At 71.0% G+C, this 12,166-nt stretch carries 9 protein-coding genes; 1 reads left to right on the forward strand and 8 read right to left on the reverse strand.

The window, feature by feature from the left end; all coding sequences use genetic code 11:
- Positions 1–41: 41 nt before the first annotated feature.
- The 5 genes from carB to pyrR are packed head-to-tail and all read right to left on the reverse strand — an operon-like array spanning position 42 to position 7,369.
- Entirely contained in the window at positions 42–3,446 is a 3,405-nt protein-coding gene (gene carB, locus E1287_RS28305; protein ID WP_243719489.1) for a carbamoyl-phosphate synthase large subunit, read from the reverse strand.
- Positions 3,446–4,579 carry a glutamine-hydrolyzing carbamoyl-phosphate synthase small subunit gene (carA, locus tag E1287_RS28310; RefSeq protein WP_131968131.1) on the reverse strand — a complete coding sequence of 378 codons (1,134 nt, stop codon included), beginning with the start codon at positions 4,577–4,579 and terminating at the stop codon, positions 3,446–3,448. The genes carB and carA overlap by 1 nt, the downstream gene beginning before the upstream one ends.
- Positions 4,576–5,859, reverse strand: coding sequence for a dihydroorotase (locus E1287_RS28315; protein WP_131968132.1), 1,284 nt, complete (start codon positions 5,857–5,859; stop codon positions 4,576–4,578). Before E1287_RS28315 ends, carA begins: the two co-directional genes overlap by 4 nt.
- On the reverse strand, positions 5,856–6,797 hold the full coding sequence (locus tag E1287_RS28320; protein ID WP_131968133.1) for an aspartate carbamoyltransferase catalytic subunit: 942 nt from the start codon (positions 6,795–6,797) through the stop codon (positions 5,856–5,858). Before E1287_RS28320 ends, E1287_RS28315 begins: the two co-directional genes overlap by 4 nt.
- Positions 6,794–7,369: a bifunctional pyr operon transcriptional regulator/uracil phosphoribosyltransferase PyrR gene (gene pyrR, locus E1287_RS28325; RefSeq protein WP_131968137.1), complete on the reverse strand. Its 576-nt coding sequence runs from the start codon at positions 7,367–7,369 to the stop codon at positions 6,794–6,796. The genes E1287_RS28320 and pyrR overlap by 4 nt, the downstream gene beginning before the upstream one ends.
- A 443-nt stretch (positions 7,370–7,812) precedes the next feature.
- Between pyrR and E1287_RS28330 the strand changes: the two genes are divergently transcribed.
- Positions 7,813–8,307 carry a transcriptional regulator gene (locus tag E1287_RS28330; protein ID WP_021597992.1) on the forward strand — a complete coding sequence of 165 codons (495 nt, stop codon included), beginning with the start codon at positions 7,813–7,815 and terminating at the stop codon, positions 8,305–8,307.
- 92 nt (positions 8,308–8,399) lie between these two features.
- Here E1287_RS28330 and E1287_RS28335 read toward each other — a convergent pair whose 3' ends face one another.
- Genes E1287_RS28335 through E1287_RS28345 form a run of 3 tightly spaced genes read right to left on the reverse strand, consistent with a single transcriptional unit; the run spans position 8,400 to position 12,088 of the window.
- On the reverse strand, positions 8,400–9,584 hold the full coding sequence (locus E1287_RS28335; RefSeq protein WP_243719490.1) for a CoA transferase: 1,185 nt from the start codon (positions 9,582–9,584) through the stop codon (positions 8,400–8,402).
- Complete coding sequence (locus E1287_RS28340; protein ID WP_131968134.1) at positions 9,581–10,666, reverse strand: Zn-dependent alcohol dehydrogenase; 1,086 nt, start codon at positions 10,664–10,666, stop codon at positions 9,581–9,583. Before E1287_RS28340 ends, E1287_RS28335 begins: the two co-directional genes overlap by 4 nt.
- Positions 10,667–10,684: 18 nt before the next feature.
- Positions 10,685–12,088: an aldehyde dehydrogenase family protein gene (locus E1287_RS28345; protein WP_243719491.1), complete on the reverse strand. Its 1,404-nt coding sequence runs from the start codon at positions 12,086–12,088 to the stop codon at positions 10,685–10,687.
- Positions 12,089–12,166 lie beyond the last annotated feature (78 nt).

Here is a 12,166-nt window from a genome sequence, read left to right on the forward strand (position 1 = left end):
GGGCGCTCCTGCGCGCCCGCCGTCCGGTCCGCCCGGTTCTGTCACCCGGCTCCCCGGTCTCCGTCCACAGCCCGCGCCCCCGTTCCCGGGCCTTCGCCCCCGCCTCCGTCACCGGCGCCTGTGCGCCCGTGGGCGCCGCTGAGCCGCTCGGCGTGCTCCTGCAGGGAGCGGACGCCGACCTGCCCCCCGGAGACGGCCTCGATGCCCTGCACGGCGGCGGCCAGCCCCTGGACGGTCGTCACGCACGGTACGCCCCGCAGCACGGCCGCGGTACGGATCTCGTAGCCGTCGAGCCGGGGCCCGGACTGGCCGGGGCTGCCGAAGGGAGTGTTGACGATGAGGTCGACCTCGCCGTCCAGGACGCGCCGCACGATCGTGGGCTCGCCGGACGGTCCCGGACCCGCGCTGTGCTTGCGCACGATCTTGGCACGCACGCCGTTGCGGCGCAGGATCTCCGCGGTCCCTTCCGTGGCAAGAATCTCAAAGCCCAGGTCAGCGAGGCGCTTGACGGGGAACACCATGTGCCGTTTGTCGCGGTTGGCCACGGACACGAACACGCGCCCCTTGGTCGGCAGCGAGCCGCCGTAGGCGGCCTGCTGCGACTTGGCGAACGCGGTGCCGAACACCTCGTCGATGCCCATGACCTCGCCGGTGGAGCGCATCTCGGGGCCGAGGACGATGTCGACTCCCTGGCCGCTCTCGTTGCGGAACCGGTCGAACGGCAGGACGGCCTCCTTCACCGCGATGGGCGCGTCCAGGGGCAGGCTGCCGCCGTCGCCCGCCTCGGGCAGCATCCCCTCGGCGCGCAGTTGCGCGATCGTGGCGCCCATCATGACGCGTGCGGCGGCCTTGGCGAGCGGCACCGCCGTCGCCTTGGACACGAACGGGACGGTGCGGGACGCACGCGGGTTGGCCTCCAGGACGTACAGGACGCCCGCGGACAGCGCGTACTGGACGTTCATCAGCCCGCGCACTCCGACGCCGCGTGCGAGCGCCTCCGTCGCCTCCCGGATGCGGCGGATGTCGTCGTGCCCCAGCGTGATGGGCGGCAGGGCGCACGCCGAGTCGCCGGAGTGGATGCCGGCCTCCTCGATGTGCTCCATGACCCCGCCGAGGTACAGCTCTTCACCGTCGAACAGGGCGTCGACGTCGATTTCGATGGCCTCGTCCAGGAAGCGGTCGACCAAGACGGGGTGTTCTGGGCTGGCCTCCGTGGCGCGGGCCATGTACGACTCCAACGTGACGTCGTCGTACACGATCTCCATGCCGCGTCCGCCGAGGACGTACGAGGGGCGCACGAGAACCGGGTATCCGATCTCGGCGGCTATCTCGAGGGCGTCCTCGTAGGACGTGGCCGTCCCGTGCTTGGGCGCGAGCAGCCCGGCCCGGTGCAGGACGCGTCCGAACGCGCCCCGCTCCTCTGCGAGATGGATGCTCTCCGGCGACGTGCCCACGATCGGGACACCGGCGTCCTTGAGTTTCTGCGCGAGGCCCAGGGGCGTCTGGCCGCCGAGCTGAACGATGACGCCCGCGACCTCACCGGACTGCTGTTCCGCGTAGACGACCTCTAGGACGTCCTCCAGCGTGAGCGGCTCGAAGTAGAGCCGGTCGGAGGTGTCGTAGTCGGTGGAGACCGTTTCGGGGTTGCAGTTGACCATCACGGTCTCGTAGCCCGCCTCGGCCAGCGTGAACGACGCGTGGACGCACGAGTAGTCGAACTCGACGCCCTGGCCGATGCGGTTGGGTCCGCTGCCGAGGATGAGCACCTTGGGCTTGGCGCCGGGCGGTACTTCGGTCTCCTCGTCGTAGGCCGAGTACAGGTACGGGGTCTGCGCCTCGAATTCGGCGGCGCAGGTGTCGACGGTCAGGTAGACGGGACGGACGCCGAGCGCGCGCCGCAGTTCCCTGACGACCTCCTCCGACAGGCCGCGCAGTTCGCCGATCTGCGCGTCCGAGAACCCGTGGCGCTTGGCGCGCAGCAGCTTCTCCTTGGTGAGCGCGTCGTCGGCGGTGCGGATCTCCTCGGCGACCTCGTTGATGGCGGCGATCTGGTCCAGGAACCAGGGATCGATGCCGGTCGCCTTGTACACCTCCTCGATGCCGGCCCCGGCCCAGAGCGCGCGCTGGACGGCCTTGAGCCGTCCGTCGTGCGGGCGCTTTGCCGCCTCGACCAGTTCGGCGGCGTCGGCCTCGCCCGTCCAGCTGAACGACGAGCCCTTCTGCTCCAGCGACCGGAGGGCCTTCTGCAGAGCCTCGGTGAAGCAGCGTCCGATGGCCATCGCCTCGCCCACCGACTTCATGTGCGTGGTGAGCGTGCCGTCCGCGCCGGGGAACTTCTCGAACGCGAACCGCGGCACCTTCACCACGACGTAGTCGAGCGTGGGCTCGAACGACGCGGGCGTCTCGCGGGTGATGTCGTTCGGGATCTCGTCCAGCGTGTAGCCGATCGCCAGCTTCGCCGCGATCTTCGCGATCGGGAAGCCGGTGGCCTTGGACGCCAGCGCCGACGACCGCGACACCCGCGGGTTCATCTCGATGACGATCATCCGGCCGGTGCCGGGGTGCACGGCGAACTGGATGTTGCAGCCGCCGGTGTCGACGCCGACCTCGCGGATCACGGCGATCGCGACGTCCCGCATGTTCTGGTACTCGCGGTCGGTCAGCGTCAGCGCGGGCGCGACGGTGATCGAGTCGCCGGTGTGCACGCCCATCGGGTCGAGGTTCTCGATCGAGCACACGATCACCACGTTGTCGTGGCGGTCGCGCATGACCTCCAGCTCGTACTCCTTCCAGCCGAGGATCGACTCCTCAAGGAGCACCTCGGTGGTCGGGGACGCGTCGAGCCCGGCCCCGGCGATGCGGCGCAGGTCGTCCTCGTCGTGCGCGAACCCGGAGCCGGCGCCGCCCATGGTGAACGACGGCCGCACGACGACCGGGTAGCCGAGGGTTCCGGCGGCGGCGAGGCAGTCGTCCATCGAGTGGCAGATGACCGACCGGGCGGACTCGGCGTTCAGGCCCCGCTCGCGTGCGACCTTCGCGACGACGTCCTTGAACTTCTCCCGGTTCTCCCCGGCCTGGATCGCGTCCACGTCGGCGCCGATCAGCTCGACCCCGTACTCGGCCAGGACCCCGGCCTCGTAGAGCGCTATGGACGTGTTCAGGGCCGTCTGGCCTCCGAGGGTGGGCAGCAGCGCGTCCGGCCGCTCCTTCGCGATGATCTTCTCGACGACCTCGGGGGTGATCGGCTCGACGTAGGTGGCGTCGGCGAACTCGGGGTCGGTCATGATCGTGGCGGGGTTGCTGTTGACGAGCGTCACCCGCAGCCCCTCTGCCTTGAGGACGCGGCACGCCTGCGTGCCGGAGTAGTCGAACTCGCAGGCCTGTCCGATGACGATCGGCCCAGAGCCGATGACCAGGACGGATTTCAGGTCTTCACGGCGCGGCATCAGCGCACCCCCTCCTTCTTCGACCCGTCCATCAGGTCGCAGAAGCGGTCGAACAGGCCGGACGCGTCGTGCGGGCCCGCCGCCGCCTCCGGGTGGTACTGGACGCTGAACGCGGGACGCTCCAGCAGCCTCAGCCCTTCCACGCACCCGTCGTTCAGGTTGACGTGGCTGACCTCGCCTGGGCCGTAGGGCGTGTCGAACGGGCCGTCCGTGGGGGCGTCCACGGCGAAGCCGTGGTTGTGGGCCGACACGTCGACCTTGCCCGTCGTCCGGTCCTGGACGGGCTGGTTGATGCCCCGGTGGCCGAACCTCAGCTTGTAGGTCCCGAGCCCGAGCGCACGGCCGAATATCTGGTTGCCGAAGCAGATCCCGAAGAACGGCGTGCCTGTGTCTAGGACGCCTTTCAACGCGTCCACGGCGTAGCCGGCCGCGGCGGGGTCGCCGGGGCCGTTGGAGAAGAAAACGCCGTCCGGGTTGAGGGCGAGGATGTCGTCAGTCGTGCTGGTCGCGGGCAGGACGTGCACCTCGCAGCCCCGCTCGGACATCCGGTAAGGCGTCATCGACTTGATACCCAGGTCGACGGCGGCGACGGTGAAGCGCTTTTCGCCCTTCGCCTGGACGACGTACGGCTCCTTGGTGGAAACGTCGCGTGCGAGGTCGGCGCCCTCCATCGAAGGGCTCTGCAGTACCCGTTCCAGCAGTGAGTTCTCGCCGGGGGCGACGGCGGCCGGTCCGCTGAAGATGCCGGCGCGCATCGCGCCCCTGTCGCGCAGGTGCCGCGTCAGCGCGCGCGTGCCGGTAATGGCGATTCCCACCACACCCTGGTCACGCAGCGCCGAACCCAGCGAACCGGTGGCCCGCCAGTTGGACGCCACACGCGCGGGCTCACGCACCACGTATCCGGCCACCTGGATGCGTTGCGATTCCGGGTCTTCGCCGTTCACGCCGGTGTTGCCAATGTGAGGGGACGTCATCGCCACGATCTGGCGCGCGTAGGACGGGTCGGTGAGGGTCTCCTGGTAGCCGGTCATCCCAGTGTTGAAGACCATCTCGCCGAACGTCTCCCCCTCGGCCCCGTACGCGACCCCGTGGAAGACCCTGCCGTCTTCCAGAACGAGCAGAGCAGGGTTCACTGGAGCTTCCCTTCCAGAACGGTCGGCGCGCCGCGCAGGAACGTGGCGACGACCTGTCCGGGCAGCTCCAGCCCCGCGAACGGGCTGTTGCGGCTCTTGGACGTCATGGCCGACGGGTCCACGGCGCGGCGCGGCGACGGGTCGTACAGCGTGATGTTGGCGGGCGAGCCCGCCTCCAGCGGACGACCCTGTCCGCTCAATCGGCCGATGCGCGCGGGACGGACGGCCATGCGGTCGGCGACCCCGGCCCAGTCGAGCAGCCCGGTCTCGACCATCGCCTCCTGCACGACGGGCAGCGCCGTCTCCAGGCCGATCATCCCCATCGCGGCGACGGCCCACTCGGTCTCCTTGGCCTCGACCGGATGGGGGGCGTGGTCGGTGGCGACGCAGTCGATCGTCCCGTCCGCGAGGGCGTGCCGCAGCGCGGCGACGTCGTCGGCGGTGCGCAGCGGCGGGTTGACCTTGAAGATCGGGTCGTAGCTCTCGGCCTTGGCGTCGTTCAGCAGCAGGTGGTGCGGGGTGACCTCGGCGGTCACCGGGCAGCCCTTGCTCTTCGCCCACCGGATGATCTCCACGGACCCGGCCGTGGACACGTGGCAGACGTGCAGCCGCGACCCGACGTGCTGGGCGAGCAGCACGTCCCGCGCGATGATCGCCTCCTCGGCGACGGCGGGCCAGCCGCGCAGGCCGAGCGCGGCCGACATCTCGCCCTCGTTCATCTGCGCGCCCTCGGTGAGCCGCGGCTCCTGCGCGTGCTGGGCGACGACGCCGTCGAACGCCTTCACGTACTCCAGCGCCCTGCGCATGATGACCGCGTCCGAGACGCAGTGCCCGTCGTCTGAGAAGACCCGTACCCGCGCGGCGGAATCGGCCATCGCGCCCAGTTCCGCGAGCTGTTCGCCGGCGATACTGCGCGTGACCGCCCCGACTGGCTGGACGTCGCAGTATCCGGCCTCGCGTCCAAGGCGCCATACCTGTTCGACCACGCCGGCCGTGTCCGCTACCGGGTCGGTGTTGGCCATCGCGTGGACGGCGGTGTATCCGCCCATCGCGGCGGCCTTCGTCCCGGACTCGACGGTCTCGGCGTCCTCGCGGCCCGGCTCGCGCAGGTGGGTGTGCAGGTCGACGAGCCCCGGCAGCGCTATGAGGCCGTCGGCGTCGACGGTTTGCGCGTCAGCGGCGTCGAGGCGGGAGCCCACCTCGGCGATGGCGCCGTCCCGGATCAGGATGTCGGCGGCCTCCCCACCGAGAATCCGCACGCCCTTGATAAGGAAACTCACTTGGACACCTCCTGGCCGATGGCGGACTCGGAGCCTCCGAGCAGCAGGTACAGGACGGCCATGCGGGCGCTGACGCCGTTGGCGACCTGCTCGACGATGGTGGAGCGGACCGAGTCGGCCACCTCCGCGGCGATCTCGACGCCGCGGTTCATCGGGCCGGGATGCATCACGATGGCGTGGTCGGGCAGCGCCGCCATGCGCTCGGCGTCCAGCCCGTAGCGGCGGCTGTACTCGCGGACGGTCGGGAAGTAGGCGGCGTTCATCCGCTCCTGCTGGACGCGCAGCATCATGATGACGTCGCTCTTCGGCAGCACGCCGTCCAGGTCGTAGGACACCGAGCACGGCCACGTGCCGATGGCGACCGGCAGCAGCGTCGGCGGCGCGACCACGGTCACGTCGGCGCCGAGCGTGTGGAGCAGCAGCACGTTGGATCGTGCCACGCGGCTGTGCAGGACGTCGCCGACGATCGTCACCTTGCGGCCGTCCAGGTCACCGAGCCGCTTACGCATGGTGAACGCGTCCAGGAGGGCCTGGGTCGGGTGCTCGTGCGTGCCGTCGCCGGCGTTGACGACGCTGCCCTGCACCCAGCCCGCCAGCCGGTGCGGCGCGCCGGACGCGCCGTGCCGAATGACGACGCCGTCCGCGCCCATCGCCTCCAGCGTGAGGGCGGTGTCCTTCAGGCTCTCGCCCTTCGACACGCTCGACCCCTTGGCGGAGAAGTTGATGACGTCGGCGGACAGCCGCTTGGCCGCGGCCTCGAACGAGATGCGGGTGCGGGTGGAGTCCTCGAAGAAGAGGTTGACGACCGTCCGGCCGCGCAGCGTCGGCAGCTTCTTGATGGACCGGCCCGCGATCTGCGCGAGCTCCTCGGCCGTGTCGAGGACGAGCAGGGCGTCGTCCCTGCTCAGATCGGCGGCCGAGATCAGATGGCGGTTCATTCGGCACCCCCCGTCGGGGTCGGCAGGGTCGGGCCTAGCAGGACGGCGTCGCGCCCGTCGTTCTCGTCCAGCAGGACCTTCACGGTCTCCCGCATGGAGGTCGGCAGGTTCTTGCCGACGTAGTCGGCGCGGATCGGCAGCTGCCGGTGCCCGCGGTCGACGAGCACGGCGAGCTGGACGGCGCGCGGCCGCCCGAGGTCGTTGAGCGCGTCGAGGGCGGCGCGGACCGTCCGGCCGGAGAACAGCACGTCGTCGACCAGGACGACGACCCGGTCGTCGACGCCCTCGGGGGGCAGCTCGGTGCGCCCGAGGGCGCGGGCGGGACGCATCCGCAGGTCGTCCCGGTACATGGTCACGTCGAGCGAGCCCCAGGGCACCGGGCGGCCCTCGACCTCGCGCAGCCCAGCGGCCAGCCGCTCGGCCAGTGTGACGCCGCGGGTCTGGATGCCGAGCAGGAGGACGTCGTGGCCGCCCTTGGTCCGCTCGAGGATCTCGTGTGCGATACGGGTCAGCGCGCGCCTGATGTCGGGACCCTCCAGAACGGCCTTGGGCCGGGGGTCACCGTCCGCCACACGCGCCGCCGCGGGCCGTTCCGGCCTGGAGGCAGCATTCACCACGGAAACTCCTTTCCCGCCTCACGGGACGGGCCTTAAAGGACGTCTTGCGTCCCCCACGGTAGCAGCCGCGCCGCACCGCGCCGCGCCCGGGCCGGTCCGCGTCTTCGCAGGTGAGAGGCGTCACACTCGGAGCCGCGGCGAGCCCGCCGGCGCCCGCGTTCCAGGGCCCGCACGCCATGCCCGAGGGGCCTTCGGACGATCCGGGCCGCCCGGATGGAGTCCTGCGGATTCGACCGCTTTTTTCCAATCAGCTTGACCTAGGGCCCTCCCCGTTTTACCGTCACTGTCCGTAACCATCCCCGGGGGCGGACTCCTGAGGCCCAATGGCCTCGCGAATCGGTCCCCCTCCGGCGAGAGCCGGAGTCCGACGACGATGAAAGTGAGCCTGGGGGGCCAGAATGCCGTCTGAATACGCAAAGGCTCTCGGCGCGCGCCTGCGCGCCATCCGCACCCAGCAGGGCCTGTCCCTGCACGGCGTGGAAGAGAAGTCACGTGGCCGCTGGAAGGCCGTCGTCGTGGGTTCGTACGAGCGGGGCGACCGCGCCGTCACCGTTCAGAAGCTGGCCGAGCTCGCCGATTTCTATGGCGTGCCGGTATCCGAGTTGCTGCCCGGCGGAGCCGCGCCGAGCCCGCTCGGGCCTACACCAAAGCTCGTGATCGATCTAGAGCGGTTGCAGCAGCTTCCGAAAGACAAGGCCGGTCCTCTCGCCCGCTACGCCGCGACGATTCAAAGCCAGCGTGGCGACTACAACGGAAAGGTCCTGTCCATCCGCCAAGAAGACCTGCGTTCACTCGCGGTCATCTATGACAAGTCCCCGACCGAGCTGACCGAAGAGCTCATCGGCTGGGGCGTGCTCGACCCGGAGGCGCGCCGCGCCGTCGAGTCGTTCTGACAGTTCTGACAGATCAGCACCACCGCGATGGGGCCCGGCACCGCACCGGGCCCCGTTCCGGGCCGTTCCGGGCCCGTTCCGGGCGTCCGTCGTCACGGGTCCCCGATCAGCTTTCGGGCGCGCAATTCCTCGATCCGTTCCGGCGGCAGGGACAGGACGTCCCGGAGAACCTCGTCAGTGTGCCCGCCCAGGGTCGGGGCGGGGCTGGGTGGCAGGGACGCCTCACCGAGCCGTAGCGGGGAGCCCGGGGCCAGGTGAGGCCCTATGCCCGGTTGGTCCAGGAGGGCCATGAGGGGTTCTGTGGGCAGCTCTCGGGTGACTTCCGCTAGGCCGCGGTAGCGGGACCACAGGACGGACGTGCCCGTCAACCCGTCCTCGACCTGCTCGCACGTGCGGGACGCGAACCAGGGCGCGAGCACGCCGCCGAGCGCTTCCCGATAGGTGTAGCGGTCGCCGGCACGGCTGAAGTCGGCGTCCAGGGCGCGCTCCAGTGCGGCGGTCACCTCGCCTAGGTCGGTCGCGTCCACCAGGTCGCGCCAATGGCGGGCCGTGAGGGTGACGACCATGACGCGGCCGTCGGCCGTGGCGAAGTCGCGTCCGAAGTCCCCCAAGACGCTGTTGCCGATGCGTGGACGCGCCTCGCCTAGCTGCGCCTCAGCCAGAAGGCCCAGGTTCCCGGCCGTGGCCAAGGCGACGTCCTGCAGCGCGACACGAATCCTCTGGCCTTCGCCCGTGCGCATTCGGTGCCGTTCGGCGGCCAGCAGGCCGATGGCCAGGTAGAGACCGCAGGCGATGTCCCAGGCGGGAAGCACATGGTTCACCGGGGTCGCCTGGTCGGACGGGCCCGTGATGGACGGAAACCCCAAGGCGGCGTTCACCGTGTAGTCGACCGCGTTGCCTCCGTCCCGGCGGCCCTGTAGCTGGACGTGGATCAGGTCTGGACGCGCCTGCCGCAGGGCTTCGTAGGTGAGTCCTTCTCGTGGCGGCGCGTTGGTCAGGACCGCACCGGCCTCTGCGACGAGACCGGCGACCAGTTCCCGTCCCTCCGGCGAGCGGAGATCGACCGTGACCGACCGCTTGCCCTTGTTCAGCCCCGCCCAATACAGGCTGCGGCCGGAGGGCGCGAGCGGCCAGCGGTCGATGTCGGGGCCGCCGCCCACCGGGTCGACGCGGATCACGTCCGCGCCGAGCTGGGCGAGCGTCATCCCGCCCAGCGGCGCGGCGACGAAGCTGGACAGCTCGATCACGCGCAGCCCGGCGAGCGGCCCTTCTGTCACGGCGTGATCTCGATGAGGGAGCGCGCGCCCTGCCCGGCCCGCATCCGGTCGAACGCGGCGGCGACGCCGTCCAGCCCGATGCGGTGCGTGACCAGCGTCGCCAGGTCGAGCCGTCCGGCCTCGATCTCCGCGGCGAGCGGCGGGACGTCCCGGTCGGGGTCGGACGACCCGTACACCGAGCTGGTCAGCCGCCGGTTGAAGTGGAACAGCTCCAGCGCGTTGAACGTGACGGCGTCGTCGCGCGCCCCCACGCCGACGACGGTGCACTGCCCGCCGCGGCGCACCGACTGCCAGGCCGTCCGGATCAGGTCCGCCTTACCGACGCACTCGAAGGCGTGGTCGGCGCCGCGCCCGTCCGTCAGGGCGCGGACCTGCTTGGCCAGCTTGGGATCGCCTTCCAGGTAGTGCGTCGCGCCCGCCGCCCTGGCGAGCACCTCCTTCTCCGTGCCGCGGTCGACGGCGATGACGGTCCCGGCTCCGGCCAGGCGCGCGCCCATGACGGCCGACAGCCCGATACCGCCGAGACCGATGACGAGCACCGATTGCCCTTCACGGACCCGCGCGGTGTTGCGGACGGCGCCGATACCCGTCAGCACGGCGCAACCCAGCAGCGCCCCCAGGTCGAGCGGAGCGGACGCGGGCAACGGCACCACGGAGCGCTCGGGCACTACCAGCGCTTCGGCGAAACCACCGACGCCCATACAGGCGTACACGTCCTCGCCGTCCAGCGTCGCGCCGGACGGAGGGCTCACGGCTCCTTCCACGGCGCTGCACAGCCACGGCTCGTCCTGGCCGCAGAACCAGCACTCGCCGCACGCCGCGGCCCAGTTCAGGACGACCCGGTCGCCGGGCCGCACCTTCGTCACGTCCGCGCCGGCCTCCGCGACCGTCCCCGCGGCCTCGTGGCCGAGGACGAGCGGGAACTTCGGCGCGAGCGTGCCGTTGATCATCGACAGGTCGGAGTGGCACACCCCGGCCGCGGCCACCCGGACCCGCACGTCCCCCGGGCCGACCGGCGGCAGTTCGATATCGCGGATCTGCAGCGGGGCGTCCGGCTCAGTGGCGACGACGGCCTTGACCATGTGGCTGTTCTCCCGGGTTCAGAGCTGGATGGACTTGGTCTCGAGGAACTCGTCGAGGCCGAACCGCCCCATCTCGCGGCCGAGCCCGGACTGCTTGTACCCGCCGAACGGCGCCATCGGGTTGTACGCGCCGCCGTTGACGTCGATGGACCCCGTCCTGACCCGGCGGGCGAACGCCAGCGCCCGGTCCTTCTCCGCCGCCCACACACCCCCCGCGAGGCCGTAGCGGGAGTTGTTCGCGATCTGGAGCGCCTCGTCCTCGTCCCGGAACGGGATGACCGACAGCACCGGCCCGAAGATCTCCTCCTGCGCGACGGTCGCGTCCTGGTCGACATCGGCCAGGACGGTCGCCGCGACGTAGTGCCCGCGGTCGAACCCGTCCGGTGTGCCGCTCCCACCGGTGACCACGCGCGCGCCTTCCGAAACGCCGGTGTCGATGAAGCCCCGCACCCGCTCCAGCTGCGCGCGGGACACCATCGGCCCCAGCTTCGTGGACGGCTCAAGGGGATCCCCAGGCGCGAACCCCTCCGCGAACCCCTTGGCCAGCTCCAGGGCCTGCTCGTACAGATCCTGGTGGACGAGCATGCGCGTCCAGGCCGTGCACGTCTGGCCACCGTTGAGGAACGCGTTGGAGACGCCGACCTTCACGGCGGTCTTCACGTCGGCGTCGTCCAGGATGACGTTGGCGGACTTGCCGCCCAGCTCCAGCGCGACCTTCTTGATCGTCCCGGCGGCGAGCTCGGCGACCCGCGACCCGGCCCGCACCGACCCCGTGAACGACACCATGTCGACCTCGGGATGCACGGCCAGCGCCTCCCCGACGACCGGCCCGTATCCGGGCACGAGGTTGACGACCCCGGCGGGCAGCCCGGCCTCGTGGACGGCGTCCAGCAGCAGGTAGGCGACCAGCGGCGCGACCTCGCTCGGCTTGATCACGATCGTGCAGCCGGCGGCGAGCGCGGGCGCGAGCTTGCAGGTGATCTGGTGGAGCGGGTAGTTCCACGGCGTGATCGCGCCGACGACGCCCGCGGGCTCCCGCACCACCAGCGAGTTCCCGACGCGCTCGTCCGGCACGCCCCCGGCGATCAGCTCGGCGTATCCGGCGACGACCGTCTGCGGCAGCTTCGCCTGGATGCGGGACGCGATCCGCATCGGCGTGCCGACCTCGCTCGCGATCGTCCGCGCGATCTCGTCCTCGCGGCTCGCGAGGGCGTCGTGCAGCCGCCCGAGATACTCCGAACGCTCCTTGTAGGACGTCGCCGACCAGGCCGGCAACGCGTCCCGCGCGGCCCTGACGGCGCGGTCGACGTCCTCCGCCGTCCCCTCCGGCACGGTCCCGAACGTCTCCTCGGTCGCGGGGTTCTCGACGGCGATGACCCCGCCGCCGCTCGGGCTCGTCCACTCTCCACCGATGTAGAGCACATCTCGGTCGTGCACGGCGACTCCTCACATGTCGGCAGGTTCTATGAATACGACACCCCGCCCCGCCGCGCGCCTGTC

Source organism: Actinomadura sp. KC06, assembly GCF_004348735.1.
Lineage (GTDB): Bacteria > Actinomycetota > Actinomycetes > Streptosporangiales > Streptosporangiaceae > Spirillospora.

Coding starts and splice junctions, on each gene's coding strand:
- carB (WP_243719489.1), bottom strand. CDS start 3,446: ATGCCGCGCCGTGAAGACCTGAAATCCGTCCTGGTCATCGGCTCTGGG.
- E1287_RS28320 (WP_131968133.1), bottom strand. CDS start 6,797: ATGAACCGCCATCTGATCTCGGCCGCCGATCTGAGCAGGGACGACGCC.
- E1287_RS28330 (WP_021597992.1), top strand. CDS start 7,813: ATGCCGTCTGAATACGCAAAGGCTCTCGGCGCGCGCCTGCGCGCCATC.
- E1287_RS28340 (WP_131968134.1), bottom strand. CDS start 10,666: ATGGTCAAGGCCGTCGTCGCCACTGAGCCGGACGCCCCGCTGCAGATC.